Below are 20769 nucleotides of genomic sequence, written 5' to 3' on the forward strand. Positions count from 1 at the left end.
AGGCGCAACAGCCCGCCCCCCGTGCGCGGGCTGTTGCGCCTCGCCTCCCCCGTGCGGACCGCAGCGCAGAAACGATGGCCTGCCGGCGTCGCCCGGCGCGCGGGGCCGGAAACGCAAAGCCCCTCTCCAGGCCGGAGAGGGGCTCGGTCAAACCCTCACGCGTCCCGGTACGGGTTACTTGCGCTGGTCGGCGCTGGCATCACGGGTGGCGCGGAAGGCTTCTTCCGGGCTCCAGTTCGGCCACTGGCGCGAATTGGCCAGCTGCTCGCCCAGCGTGTAGACCACCTCCAGATCACGCGCGGCACCGGCGAAGGTCCAGTCCGCCTGCCATTCATCGCCCTGCTGGTGGTAGCGCTTGGCGGTGTAGTCATCCGAAGCCGCCTTGCCGGCCGCCACGCCCCCGTCGATCCAGTCCTGCCCGGCCGAGTACGACAGCGCCGGCACGCCGCGCTTGGCGAACGGGAAGTGGTCGGAGCGGAAGAACAGCCCGGCTTCGGGCTTGGTATCCGGGGTGTAGCGGATGTCCCAGGCCTTGGCCACGTCCTTGAGCTGGTCCAGCAGGTCCATCTTCGCCGAGCCGTAGATGCCGAAATCGCGCGACGGGCTGTACGGCGACATGCCGTCCATGTTGATCACCGCCACGGTCTTGGCCAGCGGGTACAGCGGGTGGCTGGCGTAGTACTCCGAGCCGAGCAGGCCCTTCTCCTCGGCGGTCACCGCCAGGAACAGCAGCGAGCGCTGCGGCCTGGGCTGGGTCGCAAAACCGCGCGCCAGCTCGACCAGCGCGGCGGTACCGGAGGCGTTGTCCATCGCGCCGTTGAAGATGCGATCACCGCGCGCATCGGGCTCACCCACGCCGATGTGGTCCCAGTGCGCGCTGTAGATGATGGTCTCGTCCGGGTGCGTGCTGCCCTCCAGGCGCGCGGCGACGTTGTGCGAGGTGATGACCTCGTTCTTCACCGCGTAGTGGGCCGAGAAGGTCTCGCCCTTCAGCTCCACCGGCTGGAAGTCGCGCGACTGCGCCTGCTTCTTCAGCGCTTCGAAATCCAGGCCGGCGCGCTTGAACATCGCCACCGCCAGGTCGCGCTGGATCCAGCCTTCCAGCGCCGGATGCGCAGCGGCCGGGTCGTCACGGACCACGTCGAACATGGTGTTGGTGTTGGAACCGGCCACCGTCGCCCAGCCGTAGGAGGCCGGTGCGGTTTCGTGGACGATCAGCACGCCGGCCGCGCCCTGGCGCGCGCCTTCCTCGTACTTGTAGGTCCAGCGGCCGTAATAGGTCATGCCCTTGCCGTCGAAATCACCGGCGCCGGTCTCGAAGTCCGGATCGTTGATCAGCACCACCGCGATCTTGCCCTTCAGGTCCACGCCCTTGAAGTCGTCCCAGTTGCGCTCCGGCGCCTTCACCCCATAGCCCAGGAACACCAGCGGCGCGTTCCGGATATCCACCTGCGACTGGCCGTTCATCGCCGCGCGCACGGCGATCTCCTGCCCCTGGCTCAGCGCCTGCGGGGCGCCCTGGCTGGTGAGCGTGAGCTGCGGCTTGCCGACGATGTCGCCCTTGAGCAGCGGCACGGCCTGGGTCCACAGCCGTTTCCCATCCTTCAGGTCACCGCCCGGCTGCATGCCGGCCGCGGCAAACTGTTTGCTCAGAAAGGCAATGGTCTTTTCCTCGCCGGCGGTAGCCGGGGAACGGCCCTCATAGGCGTCGGAGGAAAGCTCCTTGACGTCGGCCGAGATGCGGGCGCCGTCGAACTTCGGCGGGGCGGCCATCAGGGCCGTGGACACGGACATCGCCAACAGGCTGATCACGACTCGTTTCACGCGGGTACTCCAGTAGTCAGACAACTGACCGGGAGTGTAGCCAGCCCCCGCCCGGCACGGGCAGTGCCGGAGTGCATGGCGGCCGGCCTGGCTGCCACGCCGGAGGCGGGGCCTGGTTACGGGCCCGGCTGGCCGTCCATGTGGACGATTTCCCACAGGTGGCCATCCAGGTTCTGGAAGCCACGCTGGTACATGAAGCCGTAGTCGCGCGCCGGCATCGGCTCGCGGCCGCCGGCGGCCACGGCCTTGTCCACCAGTGCATCCACCGCCGCGCGACTGGCCGCCGACAGGCAGGTGATCACCTCGGTGTGCTGCCGCGCATCGCACAGCGGCTTGGGCGTGAAGGTCTGGAAGAACGGCTCCACCAGCAGCATCACGAAGATGCTGTCGCCGACCACCATGCAGGCGGCATTGTCATCGGTGAACTGCGGATTGAACCGGTAGCCCAGCGCACTGAAGAACGCCTTGGACGCCGGCAGATCCCGTACCGGCAGGTTGACGAAGATTTTCTGGGACGCGGCCGTCATCACGGGCCTGCCTCTGTCGGCTTCGTGCAGTCGACCATCCACCGCTGGCCGTAACGGTCCACCAGCATGCCCCAGCGCTGCGCCCGGAAGGTTTCGGCCAGCGCCCTGTGTACCTGTCCGCCTGCGACCAGCGTGGTGAACACCCGCTCGGCCTCCCCGATGCTGTCCACATCGGCGTTGCTCGTCGTCACACCCCGGCCGTTGGCCGCCGGGCCGTCGGCGGCCATCAGGATCGCACCACCGGCCTCGACCTGGCCGTGCGCCACCTGCTCCGGGGTGGGAGTGACGCCGTCACAGCCTTCGGCATCCATCCCGCCATCGTCTGGCACATCGCCATACTTCATCTCCGACACCACCCGGCCGCCCAGTGCGTTGGCGTAGAACGCCATCGCCTCACCGGTGTTGCCGTTGAAACCCAGGTAGGGAATCAGCCTCATCGTATTGGTCCGTTCGCGATGGAGCTGCCCTGGCAGCCTGCGGTGAAAACACACCGACAGACCTTGCACCCTGGCCGGCATGCCCGAGGTGAAGGCCCCAGGAGTCAATCCGCATCCCGGGACCAGCCGCCACCAACCGGCTTAACGGCCTGGATGAGCATCCGCTGATCACAACCCGATCAGCCGCGTCCGGCCCGTGTGCGGAGCAAGCGACGACGCGCTGCCGGGTTGGCACCGGAGTAACGCCCCGAGAACGGCATCCGGATCGCGCTCCAAACGCCACGGCGGGGTCCTCCCCGACAGTCCCGGCAGACCGGCCGGGGAGGACCGCACCGGACCGAATTTCCGCGCATCCCGTGCCGGTTGCGCTTTCTCAACCGTAATGAAAATCACAGAATCGAAGGGATCTTCCGATAAAAAAATCATGTAACAACATGAAAAATTTGAAAAAAAAATCCCACCCCAAAAAAAAATACTCGGAAGTGGTTAAATTTTCGGCTCAACAGGAATAGGTTTTGTTCACTTGCCATTTAGGTTCGACTGGGGCCCCGGCAAGTACCAACACTATTTTCTGGAGAGAGAGAAGATGGTCAAACGCAAGACGATCCAGCGCGCCGCGCTGAGTGCTGCATTGAGCCTGTGCCTTGCCGGGGGAGCCTACGCACAGAGCACCACCGGCAACATCTACGGCACGATTCCCGCCGCCTCCGCGGGAGACACCACGGTCCAGGTCACCAACGACAGCGGCTTCAGCCGTACGGTGACGGTCGACGCCAACGGCCGCTACAACATCAGCGCCCTGCCGGTGGGCAACTACAAAATCACCGCCCAGCGCAATGGCCAGGTCATCGGTACGCGCGAGGTGAAGGTGATCGTCGGCGCCGGTACCAATGCCTCCTTCGCCAGCGGCGGTGATGCCTCCACCCTGGAGACCGTCAACGTCACGGCGACCGCGGCGGCTGCCATCGACCTCACGGCCGTCGACACGCGTACCGTGTTCACCGCCGAACAACTAGAGCGCCTGCCGATCAACCGTTCGGCCGAAGCGATCGCCTTGCTCGCTCCCGGCGCGGTGGCCGGTGCCGGCGGCTATTCGGCACTGGCCGGACTGGTGTCCTTCGGTGGCGCGGGCGTTTCGGAAAACGCCTATTACATCAATGGCTTCTTCACCGGCGAACCGCTTTCCAATCTCGGTGGCTCGGGCCTGCCGTTCCTCGCCATCGCCCAGCAGGAGACCTATACCGGCGGTTACAGCGCCAAATACGGCCGCTCCGACGGTGGCGTGATCAACCAGATCGGCCAGCGCGGCACCAACACCTGGGAGTTCGGCGGCGAAATCACGTGGGCGCCAAAGGATCTGCGCGATGACCGCAAGGACCTGTACCTGCCCAACCTCGACCTTCCCGACGGCTATGAGTACGAAGATCCGGATGCCGCCGGCTCGCTGTACAGCCGTGGCAAGGGCGGCGACTCCAGCCGGACCACCTACGCGGCGTATGTGGGCGGACCGATCGTGCAGGACCGGCTGTTCTTCTTCGCCGCCGCCGAACTGGAAAAGCGCGATACCGTCATCAATCCCAATTCGCTGGCAACGCCGCGTACCGAGCACGGCAAGGACGACGACCACAACCTGTATGCCAAGCTGGACTGGAGCATCAGCGACAACCACATGCTGGCTGCCACCTGGCTCAAGAGCAAGGACGACTACAGCGGCAGCTACTACGCCTATGACATGGACACCGGCGTCGAAGGCGAAAAGCTGGGAGTGGTGCCGACGCCGGTCATCAAGAAGAACGACTACCGCATCCTGAACTACACCGGTTACCTGCGCGACGACCTTACCCTGAGCGCCACCTACGGCAGCAACGAGTACACCAACCAGCAGATCAACCCGGGCATCCTGCCAGGTATTCCCTACGTGGTCGGTGCCACCAACCAGGACCCGGCCATCACCGGCGGCACGCCCATTCCCAACCGCCAGGGCGGTTACCAGAGCCGCGATGGCAGGAACAAGACACGGGGCCTGCGCGCGGACCTGGAATGGGTGGTCGGCGACCACACCCTCAGCGTGGGTCTGGACAACATCAAGTTCGAAGCCACCAATGAAGGTACCGCGCAGGTGGCCGACTACTGGCAGTACGCCCGTACCAGCAATCCGGCCGGCAATATCTCCTCGGCCCTGGGCGTGGGTGCGCCCGGCGGCAACGGCTACTACGTGCGCCAGCTGAAGTATTTCAACAACACCGACATGTCGCTGGACCAGAAGGCCTGGTATCTGGAGGACCGCTGGCAGGTCACCGACAACCTGCTGCTGTCGCTGGGCCTGCGCAATGACGAGTTCACCAACAAGAACGACGCCGGCGCGGTGTACATGGATGCGAAGAACCAGTGGGCGCCGCGTCTGGGCGCCAGCTGGGACGTGTTCGGTGACGCCACGCTGAAGGTGTTCGGCAACGCCGGCCGCTACTTCCTGGCGATGCCCAACAACGTGGCCATCCGTGGCGCCTCGGCTTCGACCTTCACCTATGAGTACTTCACCTACACCGGCATCAACGCCGATGGTCTGCCCACCGGCCTGACCGCGGTACCGGGCGTGAACGGTGCGCCGCCACCGGGACCGGTTTCCTCCAACGGCGAGTATGGCGATCCGGTGGATGTGCTGGCCTTCGCGCCGAAGGACCTGAAGAACATGTACCAGGACGAGTACATCCTGGGCTTCGAGAAGCAGATCAGCGAGCGCTGGGTCGCCGGCGCCAAGTTCACCTACCGTGACCTGAAGTCCTCCATCGACGACGTCTGTGACCCGTACACGATGCTCGACCATATCGGTGCGGTGGACTACAACGCGCAGGGTTCGGGCTACAACGCCGAGCTGGCCGACGGGCGCAACGTGTTCGTGAACTACTGCTACATGTTCAACCCCGGTGGCAGCAACACCTTCAGCCTGGCCTACCTGGATGGCGCCGGGAATCCGACCGGTGAACGCACCGACGTGGTCATGAGCAGCAAGGACTGGGGCTTCAGCGAAGGCGTCAAACGCACCTACAAGGCGATCGACGTGTTCATCGAGCATCCGTTCGATGGCACCTGGGAAGGCCGTGCGACCTATACCTACTCCAAGAGCGAGGGCAACAACGAAGGCCAGGTGAAGTCGGAGTTCGGCCAGACCAACATCTCCAAGACCCAGGATTGGGACGCCTGGCAGATCATGCAGTTCGCCAACGGCTATCTCGCCAACGACCGGCGCCACTCGATGAAGCTGTACGGCAGCTACGCCTTCACCCCGGAATGGTCGGTGGCGGCCAACCTGCGGGTGCAGTCGGGTACGCCGATCAGCTGCCTGGGCTTCTACAACCCCGACGGCACAATCGACGAGAATTCCACCGAGGCCGACCCGATCGGCTATGGCCCGAGCTATCACACCTGCTTCGGCCAGATCGCCAAGCCCGGCTCCAAGCGCACGCCGTGGACCAAGGGCCTGGATATGAGCGTGACCTACCGTCCCGCGTTCCTGGATGAGCGGCTGGCGCTGAGCCTGCAGGTGTTCAACGTGCTCAACGACCAGAAGCCGATCCAGGTCGATGTCACCTCGGAAACCGACGTGGGCTACACCGTCTCCAACACCTACCTGTTGCCGATCGCCCGCCAGGCCCCGCGTTACATGATGCTCTCGGCGTCCTACCGCTTCTGATCAGGCAAGCAGCACGGACAAGTGAACACAGCGGCACCTTCGACCCCGGCGCACTGCCGGGGTCTTTTTTTGCCCGCAGGTCGATCCAGAACGCGGACACCGCCGTGCCTGTGGGCGGGCTCATGAATCTGTGAGCCGCAGCGGCAGCTCGCGTCCCTCCCGCGCCTGGTTGCCGCTGTAGTCGCTGGCGCTGATGCGGATGATGTAGTCACCGGCCGGCAGCTCGGCGGGCTGCCACAGGCCGCTGGCCAGTTCGCCATCGCGCACGGTGTTGGTCAGCACGTAGCGGAAACGGGTGCTGGCGCTGCCGTGCACGGTGATGCCGCTGTCGGCGGCGTAGGCCACCTTGACCGCCTCGCGCTGCGGCGGCATGCGGTTGAATTCGATGTTCATCCGCGGCTGTTCGTAGCCCGGCAACGGCCGGCCGGCGGCATCCAGGATCTGATAGCCCAATGCATACAGGCCGAGGCGGCGGCGCGGCAGGTTGTGGTCGACCTGGTCCCAGGCCTCCACCACCAGCTGCAGGCCGCCCCCCTCACGGGCGACCCGCAGCCGCCCATCCACCATGTCGCGCAGACGCCGGTCGTTGGCGTCGAGCAGGGCGATGTCATCGATCCTCGGTGCGACCCGGTCGGCGTAGTTGGCAAAGCCCAGCCGCACCGCGTTGCGCTCGTAGCCCGAGGGCCCCACCGCCAGATGCACGTGGGCCTGGCTGTTGATGCTGCCCAGCGCGTCGCCAGGCTGGAAACGGGTACCGCGGCGCACCCGCACGCGCTCCAGGCGGCCGTTGTCGTCGTTGACCAGCTGGAAGCGGGCGGCATCGAGCGGGCGGTTAGCGGCGTCGCGGCCGACCTTCATATGGAGGTAGTCCAGCGTGTCCAGCGAGAAGCCTTCGGCCTGCCCGCCCAGCGTCCAGGTCGCCGCCGGGCTGCTGACCTTGCCGGCGGCGATGGCCAGCACGGTCTGGCCGACATCGCCGCGCACGTCGAAACCACTGTGCAGATGGTGACGGCTCTCGCCGCTGAAATTTCCGCGCACCTCGCCGAGCGTGCCGGTCACCTCGTGCCAGCCGGTCTGCGGCGCCAGCGGCCAGCGGCCCTGGTTGGCCGGCAGCGGATTGTCCGGCGACGGTCCCAGCAGCGGTACCTGCGGCGCTGTACCCGCTAGTTGCCGCTGCAGGTGATGCAGGCGGTAGCCATCGGCATCGGCCAGCAGCAGGCTGCCATCGGGTGCCAGCGCCAGCCCGGCCGGGCGCGCAAAGCGGTGCGTCTCATTGCCGGCCACGGCGACCACATGACCGTGCGGCGAGACCTGCACCACCCGTCCACTCGACCGCTCGCCGACATAGGCCACCCCGTCATGGGTGACAGCCAGGGTCATCGGCCCCCACAGCACACGCTCGCCATCACCGCCGCCCACGCGCGTTGTGACCTTCCCGTCCGGGGTGACGCTGCGCAGCGCGTTGTTCTGCAGATCGGCGACCCACAGGCTGCCATCGGGCGCCAGCGCCAGGTCGGTCGGGGTGTCGAAACGCGCCTGCGCGCCGGCGCCATCCACCCAGCCGGGCCGGTCACCACCGGCCAGCGTGCTGACCTGGCCGTCAGGGCCGATGACACGGATGCGGTCGTTCCAGGTATCGGCGACATAGACGCGGTCGTCGGCGCCCACCGCCACACCCATCGGCCCGTTGAACCGCGCCTGCCGGCCCGTGCCATCGGCAAAGCCGGGCGTGCCGTTGCCGGCCAGCGTGCTGACCTCTCCGTGCGGGGTGACCTTGCGGATGGCGTGGTTGCCGGTGTCGGCCACGTACAGATTGCCGTGCCGATCCAGCGCGATACCCGAAGGCGTGTGGAACGCGGCCGCCGCGCCCCGGCCATCGGCGAAGCCTTCGCCACTGCCGGCCAGCAGCCGGAAGCGGCCATCCAGCCAGCGGTAGAGGATGCGGTTGTTGTCGCCGGCATCGGCCACGAACACCACTCCGCCGCCGATCGCCACGCCCCAGGGATCACTGAAACGGGTCTGCGCCGCGCTGCCGGTGTTCTCCCCGGCCAGACCGTCACCGCCCAGCAGATCGATCCGCGCCTGCCAGCCCAGCGGGGTCGGTCCCGGGCCGACCGGCTCCGGCGCACGCGGCGCCCACAGGAAGGTGGCCGCCAACGCGGCGCCGGTGACGGCGGCGACTGCAACTGCCCAATGCTTGCGATCCATGTACACCCAACCCGTTGCGGACCGGGCACGATAGACGCTCACGCCTGGCGGCGGAACCGCCAGATGGCCTGCCTGCCGGAGACGCCGATGCAGCTGCACCTGGAGCACGACCCGATCCGCCTGCGGCCGGGGCATGGCGAGGACGTCTGTCTGCCGCTGTCGCTGACGGCACTGCTGGCCGACGGCCTGCAGCGTTTCCCGCCGTCGGAGGCGGCGCTGGAACGGGCCATCGCCCGCACCGAGGATGCGCTGATGCCGCAGATCCCGGCCCTGCGCGCGCATCTGCATCTGCAACTGGACTGCGCCGATGCGGTGCTGGCGCCGTTGACCGGGCTGCTGGTCTTGCCGGCGCAGGCGCGGCCAGTGCTGCAGATCGAACAGGTCGAACACGCCTTCAATCTGCTTGCCCGGGTGGCGGCCGGCATGCCGGCCAGATCCGTGGGATTGCCGGAACAGCCCGGCTTCGTCGCCGCACTGGTCGTGGTACGCGAGCTGATGCACCACGTCGGCTGGCGGCAGCTGCGCCTGGGCGATCCGGCACACGATTGACAGCCGGCGGGCCGGCGGGCAGTCGGCGGCTACAGCGCCGGCCGCTCCGGCGCCGTACCCAGCGCCTGGCGATACTTGCTGTACAGCGCCAGCACCTTGTCCACGTAGTGCCGGGTTTCGGCATACGGCGGCACCCCGCCGTAGCGGCTGACCACACCGGTACCGGCGTTGTACGCCGCCGCAGCCAGGGTGCGATCGCCGTTGTAGCGCTGCAGCAGGGCCTTCATGTAGCGCGCGCCGCCGGCGATGGACTGGGCCGGCGACAGTGGATCGGTCACCCCGTACGCGGCCGCGGTTTCCGGCATCAGCTGCATCACGCCCTGCGCGCCCTTGGGCGATACCGCGGTCTCATCGAACGCGCTTTCGGCGTGGGCCACCGCGCGCAGCCAGGCATCGTCCACCCCGGTGCTACGGGCGGCGGCGCGGAACTGGCGTGCGTGCCGGTCCAGCTGCGGCCGGCCCACCCGGCCCAGACCTTCATGTGCCGGCTCGCCCGGCGGGGTCGCCACGGTGAACCGCAGGTACGGCCGCGAGCCCGGCAGGTTGCGGGTGGAATAGACCAGCACCCCGTCCTGCTCGCGCTCGTACAGGGTGCCGCTGAACACGCCCAGGTTGCCCCACAGGTTGGGCGTCTGCACCGCGTCGTCGGCCAAGGTCATGGCTTTGCAGGTGGAACCGGGCTCCGGCGCGGTGGCCAGGCTCACCGTACCTTTCTGCACACAGCGATATACCGTGCGGGCCTGCGCCGGCGCGCACAGCAGATACAGCAGTACAGCCAGGACGACCGCACGCAACATCGGGATCGGCATCTTTCACTGGAGAAGGCGATGCTGGACCCGGTTTTGCGAACCTGCGGTGATGAAACCGGCCGGCGCCGCCGCGACAATGAACCGCCACTTTCCCCGGAGCCCACGATGGACCAGTCCCCCGCCCCGTTGCTGACGTTCGTGAATCCGCAGTTCCACGCTGGCCGCAACCTCAGCGTCCGCCGCGGCAGCCGCTGGCACGGGGTGGCGCAGGCGCGCCTGCAACTGCCACCCGGCGTACCGGAAATCACGGTGCCGCTGACCACCCAGCTGCGCCACTTCAACACGCTCACCGCCGCTGACCTGGCCGATGAGCACGACCCCAGCTGCCGCACACCGGAGGGGTTGCTGGCGGTGCTGCAGCAGATCTACCCCGGCTTCCAGGCCGATGAGACGGTGACGCTGGTGCACTTCCAGATGGACTGAACGGACAACGGCGCCACGCAGGATGCGACGCCGTTGCCGTTGTACCGCCTGCGATCAGTTCGCGGCGGCCGCGCGCAGATGCGTACCGACCGGCGCGGAGAAGGTGCGACCGTCAGTGACATCCCAGTTGATCGACCAGGTCATCACCCCGCGGAAGCCCGGGTACGGCTGCGCCGGCTTGACGTCGTCACACTGGCTGGCAGTGGTCAGGCAGTCGAAAGCGCGGGTGATGTCGGCCGGGGTGGCATAGCCGTTGCCGGCCGCGCGCAGGCCCGAGGGCACCGCCAGCGCCACCTGGTCGGCGCGCAGGCCGTCGAAGCGGCCCTTGCCACCGGCCAGCTCGAAGCCTTCGATCAGCATCTTCGCCGAACCGACCAGCATGTCCACGCTGCCACCGGGATACTTCTCGGCGCGGTACGGCGTGGGCAGGCCGCCGTTGTTGTAGAGCTGCACGTGCAGCAGGTCCAGCTCGTCGCGCAGGCCGTCGATCAGCGGCAGGTAGGCGCCCCAGATGCCGTCCATCGACACGAAGCCGCCCTGCACATACGGGTGCTCCGGCGCCATCGACACGTACAGGTTCGGGTACATGGCGTGCAGGCGCTTCACCGCCGAGACCAGGTGCGGCACCACCGGTGCGCCATGGGTGACGCCGGCGATCTTCTCCAGATCGATGTCGATGCCGTCAAAGCCGAACGTGTTGATCGCCTCGGCGGTGGTGGCCACGAAGTTGTCCTCGTCGCGCCGGGTGTTCAGGGTCACCGTACCCAGCTCGCCGCCAAAAGACAGCACCACGATCTTGCCCTGTGCGCGCTTGGCGGCGATATCGGTGATCAGCTGCGCGCGATCCAGCGCCGGATCGGGGGTGAAGGCCACCTTGCCCTCGCCCTTGTCCTGGGCGAACGCCAGCACGATCACGTCCCAGCTGTCATCGACCTGGCCCAGCGGCAGCACGCCGATGCCATTGTCGAAGTTGTGCAGATAGCCGATCAGCGCATGTTTGGGCAGCGGATGGCTGTTGCCCGGGGCAACGCCGGCCTGCGAAACCGGCGCTGCGGGTGCATCCGCCGCCGGCGCGCTGGCCGGGTCGGGCTGCGCCTGGCAACCAAGGGTGGAAACCAGCGCCAGGGCGCAGGCGAGCAGACTGATCGACTTCATCGCAATCCGGAAGATGTGAAGGAAGCCCGATTCTAGGCCCAGTCCTCCCTGCCAAAACCATTCAAAAACATCAACTTATGAAAGTTGTCCGGGTTTGGCCTGCCATGTCTTGGCAGTGGCTCCAGCAGTGTCTGGACCTGCCCGGCATTGGCCTCGCCCCGCCTGTCGGCCGGCGCGAAATGTCCGCCGCTCAAGTGCACATTTTCATGCGCCGCTCGGCGTCCCACAGCGCACGCCGCGCCTGGTCGTAGGCGTTGTCGGCGGCGCTGGGCAAGCTGTGTTCGGCTTCCACCGGATCGGCGCCGTGGCTGTAGCGGTACTCCACCCGCTGCAACGTCTCCAGCTGGGACAGCGCCGGGGCCAGCCAGTGGCTGCGCTGCGCCGTGCTGCAACGCGGATAGCGCTGCTCCAGATCACCCAGCGCCGCACGGATACGGCGGCTGGCCTCCCCTTTCAGATCGGGGGCTTTCTCGTAGCGGATCGGCGCAGCCTTCCAGGCATCGCCGGTGGCCTCGCTGCCCAGGTCCGAGGGGCGTTCGTGCCGCGCCGGGTTGAAGGCGATATCCGGCGGCCGCCGCGCCTCAGCCGCCTGGATGTCTTCACCATAGATAAGGCTCTCCGAGCGTTTCTGCCGTGTTCCGGCACGCCTGCCCGAAAACAGGTTGGCCGTTGCACGCTCGCCTACGCCCGTGGCCAGTTCATCGCGATGCTCGAAGACACGCTCGGCATCGCTCTGCTGTTTTGCCTCACCCACGGTATCCGGTGCGAGCACCGCCTGGCCGTCGCTTCCATATAGCGGCGGCGAACGCGGCGCGCTCGCCGGGACCGGTGCTGCGGCAGGAACAGGGGCGGGTACGGTGTCGACCGCGGCGGTGGCACGCGGCGGCGACTGGCGCGATGGCGCCGTTTGTGGCGACGGGGTGCCGGGCAATGCCGTGCCTGTCACCGGCCGTGCCGGCAGCAGCCAGCGCAACTGGATACGCGTCTCCGGACGCGATTCGCGCACCGGCGGCCACTGCCACAGCAATCGCAGCAGCAGCGCAGACACCGCGACCGCCGCCAGGATCGCCACGGCATGGGTCCACAACGGTTCTGGCGAGCGGACTGGGCGCATGCGACTCCATGGGACAAGGGCCACAGGACGGTCAGCGGCCCTGTCGCGGCGTATTGGCAGCAGCAACAGACCGGCAAAACCGCAGCGAGTTCCAATATCGGCGCCGGCAGGGGCATGATCGGGTTATCGCGCCGGATCGCCAGCACCGGCCTTCGTTGTCGCCGTATCGAGGAGTCGTGCCGTGAATACCGTTGCATCGCAGAATCTGGATGAAAGCGTCGCCAAACAGCTGTTCTTCGGCCAGATCGCCGAGGACGTGCTGTTTCCCTATCCGCAGATCCGCGAGCGCGACCGGGAAATGCTCGGGGCGATGACCGAGGCCATCGACCAGTTCCTGACAGACAAGAGCGCCGCGCTCAAACAGTACGACCGCGATGCCGAGCAGCCGGAGGAGTTCATCCAGGCCTTGCGCGAGATGGGTCTGTTCGGCCTGATCATTCCCGAGGAACACGGCGGACTGGAGCTGTCCAACGGCGCCTATGCGCGCGTGCTGGGCCAGACCAGCAGCCACGACAGCTCGGTGTCGCTGACCATCGGCGCGCACAGCTCGATCGGCATGAAGGGGCTGCTGCTGTTCGGCAGCGACGAGCAGAAGCAGCGCTATCTGCCGCAGCTGGCCAGCGGCGAGATGATCGCCGCGTTCTGCCTGACCGAATCCGGCGCCGGCTCCGATGCCGCGGCGATCCGCACCAGGGCCAGCCGCAACGAGGACGGCAGCTGGACCCTCAACGGCGAGAAGATCTGGATCACCAACGGCGGCATCGCCGGCTTCTACACCGTGTTCGCCCGTACCGACACGCCCGAGGGCAAGGTCACCGCGTTTATCGTCGAGGCCGGCTGGGAGGGCGTCAGCCACGGCCCGCACGAAGACAAGATGGGCATCCGTGCCTCCTCGACCACCACCGTCGCCTTCACTGACGTGCGCGTGCCGGCGGCCAACGTGCTCGGCCCGGTCGGCAAGGGCTTCAAGGTCGCGATGAACATCCTCAACAGCGGTCGCACCGGGCTGGGCGGCGGCGCGGTCGGCGGCATGCGCGCGCTGATCCGGCTGGCCAGCGCGCAGGCCAACGAGCGCCGCCAGTTCGGCCAGACCATCGGCGAGTTCGGGCTGGTGCGCGAGAAGATTGCGCAGATGACGGTGGACTGCTTCGCCGCCGAAAGCGCGGTGTGGATGGTCGCGCACCTGATCGACAGCGGCCGCAGCGACTATTCGGTGGAAGCGGCGATGAGCAAGGTGTTCGCCAGCGAGGCGGTGCAGCGCGCCTGCTACGAGGCACTGCAGATCGCCGCCGGCAACGGTTTCATGCGCGAGTTCCCCTACGAGCAGATGACCCGCGACACCCGCATCCTGTCGATTTTCGAAGGCACCAACGAGATCCTGCGGCTGTATGTGGCGCTGTCCGGGCTCAAGGGCGTGGGCGCGACGTTGAGTGAACTGCAGAGCGCGGTCGGCGGCATCTTCAACGATCCGATCAAGGGTTTCGGCGTGCTCGGCGACTACGCCGGGCGCCGCATGCGCGAAGCCACCGGCTATGGCACCGACCGCATCGCCCATCCGCTGGCGCCGGAGCTGCGCAAGCTGGCGGCGCTGTGCGAGAAGTACACGGTCGAACTGTCCAAGGTCTCGGACCGGCTGCTGCGCAAGCACGGCAAGCACATCGCCGATCAGCAGCACGCGCAGAAGCGCATCGCCGATATCGCCATCGATGTGTTCGTCGGGTTGTGCGTGCTCTCGCGCGCCGACAGCCTGGTCAAGCAGTCACACCCGGCCGCCGGAGAAGGGGTCACCATCGCCGGGCTGTTCGCCCGCCAGGCACGCCGCCGTCTGGCCCGCAACGTGCGCGGGCTGGAGCGCAACGAGGACGCGCAGGTCGAGCAACTGGCCGCTTCGGTACTGGAACGCGGCAACTACGCTTTCGACGTGCTCTGAGAGGAATCAAAAGCGCGGGCCGCTCCCGGCGACGGTCGGGGGTGACGGGGGAGACCCGCCGGTTCAGATGCGCTGCGCGTTCAGGGCCTTCTCGATGTCATCCAACGGGATGTTGGTCCAGTCCTTGACGATCTCGGCATGCAGCCGCGCCTGCACCTCCTTGTGCAGCTGTGGCCGGATCTCGCCCAGCGACACCGCATCGGCCACCAGCACCAGCCGCTCGAAGTGGTGTGCCAGCGCCTGCCGGTTCAACCAGTCGGCAAGCAGCTTCACAAACGCGGCCTCACCGGTGTCGTTCTCTTTGGGCTGCAGGCCCGAAGGACCGACATTTTCCGTATCCAGCGTGGGGGTCGGATCCTGATGCAGCTTGAGTTGGGTTTCGGTCCCCACATTGCGCAGTACGCGTACGCTGCGGCCATTGGCCACCACAACCCAGGTACCTTGAGGAATCAGCGACATCTCATCACCTTGCAGACTTGGGGCAGGAACCGCAGCCTAACGGGGCCGATGTGAGGCTCCTGTCCCGGCCCCTGACCACCCGGCGCGGCACGCCGTTTAGGCCGGCACCGGGCGCTTCCCGTACACTGGCAGCCCTCGCCGCCGTCATTCGACTGTCCGACGGGTCCGGCGCGAGCCGCCCGTTTCCGCTGCCCTTGCACGCCACGGCACTTCCTCCCGTCTCGGCAATGGACCGGCACATGATCAAGACCGATATCACCCCCACGCTCGAACACACCGCGTTCGATTTTTTCTACGCGTTCGCCCGCTTCGAGTTCTGCATGAAGGAAGCCGGCTACCTGAAGTCGGACAAGCCCGGCAAGAAGGCCGAGCCGAACTGGGACAAGTTCGTGCGCAGCAACCGCACCCGCTACACCTTGTCACCCGATGCGCTGGCGCTGCTGGAAGCCGGCCCGCAGCAGCAGATCAGCACCTCGCACGGCAAGCTGGCCTGGCGCGAGATCGAGTTCGATGAGAACGAATTCGAACTGCAGGCGGTGGCGATCCTGCTGCGCGCGGCACGCAACAATGTCTTCCACGGCGGCAAGCGCGGCAACAGCGGCTGGGACGACGTGAACCGCACGATGCGGATCCTCACCCACGGCAAGACCGTGCTGGATGAACTGGCGCAGTTCGCCAAATTCGTCGAGTACAACCGCGGCTGAGCGCACGGCCGGGGTGAACGGTGCGCACCGGCTCAGCTGCCGGAGACGCCATCCTCGGCCCACACCCCTTCCCTGCGCACGCGCCGCATCAGCCCGCGACTGTGGCGGTCCATGCCGTGCACCCGTACTGTGGCGCCGTGATGGCGCAGCCGCGTGACCACCTTGTCCAGCGCCGCCACCGCGGTGATGTCCCACAGCCGCGCACCATCCAGGTCGATCACCACCCGGGTACCGGGCAAGGTCCGTGGATCGAACGCGTCGATGAACGGATCGGCCGAGGCGAAGAACACCTGGCCAGTGACCCGGTAGGTGCGCACACCGCCGGTGTCCTCGATGCGGATATCCAGCAGCTGCGCCACTTTCAGCGCGAAGAACACGCCACTGAGCAGCACGCCCACGCCCACACCGGCGGCCAGGTTATGGGTGCCCAGGGTGACCGCCACCGTCGCCAGCATCACCACCCCGGACAGGCGCGGGTGCCGTCTCAACGCACCGAAGCTGCGCCAGTCGAAGGTGGAGACGCTGACCATCACCATGATCGCGACCAGAGCGATCACCGGCACCTGCGCCATCCAGGGTTTGAGCAGCACCATCAGCATCAGCAGGAACACGCCGGAAAACAGGGTGGACAGGCGGCCGCGACCGCCGTATTTCACATTGCCCACGGTCTGCCCGATCATGCCGCAGCCGGCGATGCCGCCGAACAGGCTGCTGGCGATATTGGCCGCACCCAGACCAATGCTTTCACGGTGCTTCGGGCTGGGCGTGTCGGTCAATTCGTCCACCACGCGCGCGGTCATCAACGACTCCAGCAGTCCCACCATCGCGATCGCCAACGCAGGCATCGCGATGATCCGCAGCGTCTGCAGGTCCCACGGCACCTCGGGCAGCCCCAGCCACTGTGGCAGCGCGCCCGGCAGCTGGCCCAGGTCGGCCACCGTGCTCACCGGCAGTTGCAGCAGCACCGCCAGCAGGCTCAGCACCACGATGCAGATCAGCGGTGAGGGAATCACCCGGACCCCGGGCAGCGGCAGGTATGGCAACCCGTAGATGATCGCCAAGCCCAGCCCCAGCAGCGCCCAGGTCGCCGCATTGGCCGCCTCCAGATGCGGCAGCTGCGCGGCGAAGATCAGGATGGCCAGCGCGTTGACGAAGCCGGTGCGCACCGAGCTGCTGACAAAGCGCATCAGCACATCCAGTCGCAACGCGCCGAACAGCACCTGCACCGCGCCGGCCAGCAGTCCGGCGGCGAACAGATAGGGCAGCCCATGCGCGGACACCAGCGGCGCGGCCACCAGTGCCACTGAACCGGCCGCGGCGGTGATCATCGCCGGGCGCCCGCCAAACACCGCGATCACGATGCTGAGCACGAACGAGGCGAACAGCCCCACCTGCGGGTCCACGCCGGCCACGAAGGAGAACGCGATGACCTCGGGAATCAGCGCGAACGTGGCGACCGCGCCGGCCAGCAGCTCGCGCAGCGGATGGGCACGCCACTGCGCCAGTTCGGATCGGAGAAAGGACATGGATTGGGCAGCCTGGAACAGCGGACGCGCGTAACCGACGGCGCGGCGGCGGCCCGCGGGCCGGAAAGGGGGCGGATTATGCGGCCTGGCTGGGCTGCGGACAAAATTCGCCCGCGGTCACGCAAGTCCACCGCCAGCCTCGGCACGACTTCCCCCCGTTCCGGGTGACCTTGAATGCGGGCCCGGTCAGGTACGATGCACGCCCCTTCCCAACGCCACCGGTGCTGCGGCGCTCCGCCACCCGGCTTCGATCTCCCATGCCCCACTACACCGGCCCGCTGCTCACCCGCCCCCTGCTCGAGCGGCTGCGGACGGCGCTCAACAACGGCGCCCAACAGATCCACGCCTCGTTCGATCTGGGCCGCAGCGAGACCGCCGTGATCCTCGCTGAGGACGGCTGGCAGTGGCACGGACAGCGCTTTGCGTGGCCGGACAAACTCAAGGACCGTACCATCTATTACTGGGATGGCGATGCCTTCAGCGCCGCCTCGCGGTTCGGCAGCGCGCTGTACAAGCTGGTGCCTACCGACTGGGGTATTCCGACCTTCGAGATCGACGGCATCAAGATGCTGGTCAGCGCGCAGCTCTCGCCGCTGGACGATGCGCGGCGCAAGGTCGCGCTGGTGGAGCCGCGGGGCAAGCAGCTGCTCGACACCTGCGGCGGCATGGGCTACTTCGCCGCCTGCTGCCTTGCTGAAGGAGTGGCCGGCATCCGCTCGTTCGAGAAGAGCAGCGAAGTGCTGTGGCTGCGCACGCTCAACCCGTGGTCGCCCGACCCGGAAGCCGCTTCCGCACACGGCCGGCTGCATCTGGCCCACGGCGATGTGTCACGCGAAATCGAACACCTGGCCGATGCCTCGATGGATGCGGTGCTGCACGACCCGCCGCGCTTCGGGATCGCCGGGGAACTCTACTCGCAGGTGTTCTACGATCAGCTGGCGCGCGTACTGCGCCCCGGCGGCAAACTGTTCCACTACACCGGCGCGCCGAACAAACTCACCAGCGGCCGCGACTTACCCCGCGAAGTCGCCAGCCGCCTGCAGAAAGCCGGCTTCAAGACCGGGCTGGCGCTGGACGGGGTGCTGGCGGTGCGACGCTGACCGCAACAGGGCGGCGGCGCTCCACCGCCCCGGCACAGCGCTTCAAGGGCCGGGCTTGATCGCGATCTTCAACACGCCGTCGCGCTGGTGCGAGAACAGATCGTAGGCGGCGACGATGTCGTCCAGCGCGTAGTGGTGGGTCACCAGCGCCCCGAAATCGGCGCGTCCGGACGCGACCACGTTCATCAGCCGACGCATGCGCTCCTTGCCGCCCGGGCACAGTGCGGTGTTGATCCTGTGGTCGCCCAGGCCCGAGGCGAACGCCGCCAGCGGAATCTTCAGGTCCTCGGAGTACACACCGAGGCTGGAAAGCGTGCCACCGGGCTTGAGGATACGCAGCGCCGATTCAAACGTACCCTGCGTACCCAGCGCCTCGATGGAACTGTCCACGCCGCGACCGCCGGTGAGCTTCATGATCTCGTCCACCACATCGCAGTTGCGGAAATTCAGCACCACGTCGGCCCCCATCGCCTTGGCGATCTGCAGCCGGTGCTCATTCCCATCGACGGCGATGATGGTCGAGGCCCCCAGCAGCCGCGCCCCGGCGGTGGCGCACAGGCCGATCGGACCCTGCGCGAATACCGCCACCACATCGCCGATGCGGATGTTGGCGTTCTCCGCCCCCTTGAAGCCGGTGGACATGATGTCCGGGCACATCAGCACCTGCTCGTCGCTCAGCCCGTCGGGAATCGGCGCCAGGTTGGCCTGCGCGTCGGGCACCAGCACATACTCGGCCTGGGTGCCGTCGATCATGTTGCCAAAGCGCCAGCCGGCGGTGGCCTTGTAACCGTGGCAGCCGCAGCGGCCGCTGGCGATCAGGTAGCTGCCATCCTGCGAGGCCACCCCGTCCTGCGCGGCGTAGGAATTGAAGTTGGGGCAGATCGCCCCGGCGATCACCCGCTGCCCTTCGGTGTAGCCCTGCACCGCACTGCCGAGCTTCTCGATCACCCCGACCGGCTCATGGCCGACGGTCAGTCCTTTGGCGACCGGGTACTCGCCTTTGAGGATATGTACATCGGTCCCGCAGATGGTGGTGGTGGTGATGCGGATCAGCGCATCGTTGGGACCGACATCAGGGATGGGTTTGTCGGCCAGCTCGATACGCCCGGGCTCAACGAATACGGCAGCTTTCATCATGCTCATGATGCATTCCTCAGCGAGGGAAGGGGCCCGGCCGCCACCGGTCGGGCCGAGCATACTCCCGGCGTGGTAACGGCCTGTTGACGGCACAAGCCACCTCGCCAGCCCAGTGCAGGCCGCCCAAACCCCGGGCGCCGGGAAGTTCCCCTCCCCGCGCACACGGGCTGCGCCAAACCCGCCACGCCGGCATGCCCCTTGCCCGCACACCCCGCAGACGCGCTCACATCGACGTTACGCCGGGATCACGCCAACAGCCATCGCGCACAAAAAAGGCACCGGAGTGGAAACTCCCGGTGCCTTCCATGGTCCCACCAGCAATCACATTCGTCACCCAAGAGATTGCTGGGGAAGAACTTCTCTCTGACGGCCCGCCGCGGTTACTCGCAGCGTTACTCACATTCGCCAGAAGGGGACTGGATTCGAAGCCTGACGATCGCTGTGAGCCGTGGAGCAATGGTCCCACGCTGTACAGGAAAGTACTATTCCAGTCTTCTTCATCGTGCCGCGCTTGGGGCTCACCCCCATGGGCCGTGGGGACAATTGGACAGGGGACGTAGCCGATGGCCGCCACACAGAAGCCGGGACGCGATGGCGTCAAGTATTGGCGAGCCGTCGACGCCATTGAGGCGTTGGGCAGCGCGTCGCTGGCCGAGGTTGAGGAGTGGGACCTGTCGCACCACCCTCACGACCCGTTGGGCAACGCCCGCGCCGACCTGGAGCTGTTCACGGTCAACTCGCCCAGTCGAGTGCACTACAACTACTCGCGCACGAACTGGCGAAGTGACCAGGATCACCCGCACGACCGCTTGTTCAAACTGGTCGATCCCGGCCCGCCGCGGCGCACCCGCTACGTGCTGTTCAATCCAGCGGATCACGGGCACGTAGCCCTGCAAAAGGGTGGCGACGGAAAGTGGAAGGTCCTGCCCCTGGTCATCCATGACCAGGGGCAGGTGGAGGCAGATGCGCAAGCGGGGGCGTTCGCCGCTCCAGTGGATAGCGACCACGACGCCCGCGTTTGGGCGATGCGCGCCGTGGCCCAGCGCCGCGGCGGTAATCCCCCCATTAACCAGAGTTCTGAGAAGTAGAGCTATGCGGCCATGGCCAACCGCTGCTTGGGGGTGATGCCGCCCAAGGCCATGTTTGGGCGTTCATGGTTGTACATCCACATCCATT

The 20769-nt window shown here is 67.0% G+C and carries 17 protein-coding genes; 7 read left to right on the top strand and 10 right to left on the bottom strand.

Going from position 1 to position 20769, the window contains the following annotated elements:
* Window positions 1-174 precede the first annotated feature (174 nt).
* From ARC78_RS10940 to ARC78_RS10950, 3 genes are all read right to left on the bottom strand, one after another.
* Complete coding sequence (locus tag ARC78_RS10940) at window positions 175-1824, bottom strand: M28 family metallopeptidase (RefSeq protein WP_054658725.1); 1650 nt, start codon at window positions 1822-1824, stop codon at window positions 175-177.
* Between the two features lie 116 nt (window positions 1825-1940).
* Entirely contained in the window at window positions 1941-2351 is a 411-nt protein-coding gene (locus ARC78_RS10945) for a VOC family protein (protein ID WP_054658723.1), read from the bottom strand.
* Window positions 2351-2788, bottom strand: coding sequence for a VOC family protein (locus ARC78_RS10950; protein WP_054658721.1), 438 nt, complete (start codon window positions 2786-2788; stop codon window positions 2351-2353). The genes ARC78_RS10945 and ARC78_RS10950 overlap by 1 nt, the downstream gene beginning before the upstream one ends.
* A 586-nt stretch (window positions 2789-3374) precedes the next feature.
* Here ARC78_RS10950 and ARC78_RS10955 point away from each other — a divergent pair.
* A complete protein-coding gene (locus tag ARC78_RS10955; protein WP_054658719.1) occupies window positions 3375-6479 on the top strand; it encodes a TonB-dependent receptor in 3105 nt (1034 codons plus the stop codon).
* Between the two features lie 120 nt (window positions 6480-6599).
* Here the strand turns inward: ARC78_RS10955 and ARC78_RS10960 are convergent, their stop codons facing one another.
* The gene (locus ARC78_RS10960) at window positions 6600-8687 is read right to left on the bottom strand and encodes an NHL repeat-containing protein (protein WP_057506295.1); all 2088 of its coding nucleotides are present in this window, start codon (window positions 8685-8687) and stop codon (window positions 6600-6602) included.
* Between the two features lie 63 nt (window positions 8688-8750).
* Between ARC78_RS10960 and ARC78_RS10965 the strand changes: the two genes are divergently transcribed.
* Window positions 8751-9236 carry a hypothetical protein gene (locus ARC78_RS10965; protein ID WP_054661065.1) on the top strand — a complete coding sequence of 162 codons (486 nt, stop codon included), beginning with the start codon at window positions 8751-8753 and terminating at the stop codon, window positions 9234-9236.
* Window positions 9237-9265: 29 nt separating this feature from the next.
* On the opposite strand, the gene ARC78_RS10970 is transcribed toward ARC78_RS10965, so the two are convergent.
* Entirely contained in the window at window positions 9266-10045 is a 780-nt protein-coding gene (locus ARC78_RS10970; RefSeq protein ID WP_057506296.1) for a lytic transglycosylase domain-containing protein, read from the bottom strand.
* Window positions 10046-10150: 105 nt separating this feature from the next.
* Here ARC78_RS10970 and ARC78_RS10975 point away from each other — a divergent pair, with 105 nt between their 5' ends.
* Window positions 10151-10468 (top strand): ASCH domain-containing protein, encoded by a 318-nt coding sequence (locus ARC78_RS10975; protein ID WP_145974322.1) that lies wholly within the window; start codon window positions 10151-10153, stop codon window positions 10466-10468.
* Between the two features lie 54 nt (window positions 10469-10522).
* Here ARC78_RS10975 and ARC78_RS10980 read toward each other — a convergent pair whose 3' ends face one another.
* Both ARC78_RS10980 and ARC78_RS10985 read right to left on the bottom strand, forming a co-directional pair.
* Window positions 10523-11623, bottom strand: coding sequence for a chitinase (locus tag ARC78_RS10980; RefSeq protein WP_057506298.1), 1101 nt, complete (start codon window positions 11621-11623; stop codon window positions 10523-10525).
* Between the two features lie 190 nt (window positions 11624-11813).
* Window positions 11814-12737, bottom strand: a complete 924-nt coding sequence (locus tag ARC78_RS10985; protein ID WP_145974323.1) for a hypothetical protein — start codon at window positions 12735-12737, stop codon at window positions 11814-11816.
* Window positions 12738-12918: 181 nt separating this feature from the next.
* Here ARC78_RS10985 and ARC78_RS10990 point away from each other — a divergent pair, with 181 nt between their 5' ends.
* Window positions 12919-14667, top strand: a complete 1749-nt coding sequence (locus ARC78_RS10990; RefSeq protein ID WP_096144956.1) for an acyl-CoA dehydrogenase family protein — start codon at window positions 12919-12921, stop codon at window positions 14665-14667.
* Between the two features lie 63 nt (window positions 14668-14730).
* On the opposite strand, the gene ARC78_RS10995 is transcribed toward ARC78_RS10990, so the two are convergent.
* Window positions 14731-15126, bottom strand: coding sequence for a host attachment family protein (locus ARC78_RS10995; protein WP_054659069.1), 396 nt, complete (start codon window positions 15124-15126; stop codon window positions 14731-14733).
* Between the two features lie 239 nt (window positions 15127-15365).
* Here ARC78_RS10995 and ARC78_RS11000 point away from each other — a divergent pair, with 239 nt between their 5' ends.
* Complete coding sequence (locus ARC78_RS11000) at window positions 15366-15830, top strand: hypothetical protein (RefSeq protein WP_145974324.1); 465 nt, start codon at window positions 15366-15368, stop codon at window positions 15828-15830.
* A gap of 32 nt (window positions 15831-15862) precedes the next feature.
* Here ARC78_RS11000 and ARC78_RS11005 read toward each other — a convergent pair whose 3' ends face one another.
* Entirely contained in the window at window positions 15863-17356 is a 1494-nt protein-coding gene (locus ARC78_RS11005) for a SulP family inorganic anion transporter (RefSeq protein WP_054659065.1), read from the bottom strand.
* Between the two features lie 257 nt (window positions 17357-17613).
* Here ARC78_RS11005 and ARC78_RS11010 point away from each other — a divergent pair, with 257 nt between their 5' ends.
* The gene (locus ARC78_RS11010) at window positions 17614-18456 is read left to right on the top strand and encodes a class I SAM-dependent methyltransferase (protein WP_054659063.1); all 843 of its coding nucleotides are present in this window, start codon (window positions 17614-17616) and stop codon (window positions 18454-18456) included.
* A gap of 42 nt (window positions 18457-18498) precedes the next feature.
* Here ARC78_RS11010 and ARC78_RS11015 read toward each other — a convergent pair whose 3' ends face one another.
* A complete protein-coding gene (locus tag ARC78_RS11015) occupies window positions 18499-19599 on the bottom strand; it encodes an NAD(P)-dependent alcohol dehydrogenase (RefSeq protein WP_199398911.1) in 1101 nt (366 codons plus the stop codon).
* 557 nt (window positions 19600-20156) lie between these two features.
* Here ARC78_RS11015 and ARC78_RS11020 point away from each other — a divergent pair.
* Entirely contained in the window at window positions 20157-20681 is a 525-nt protein-coding gene (locus ARC78_RS11020) for a hypothetical protein (protein WP_057506300.1), read from the top strand.
* The last annotated feature ends 88 nt before the right edge of the window (window positions 20682-20769 follow it).

Origin of the sequence: Stenotrophomonas pictorum JCM 9942 (genome assembly GCF_001431585.1) — a bacterium.
GTDB lineage: Bacteria > Pseudomonadota > Gammaproteobacteria > Xanthomonadales > Xanthomonadaceae > Stenotrophomonas > Stenotrophomonas pictorum.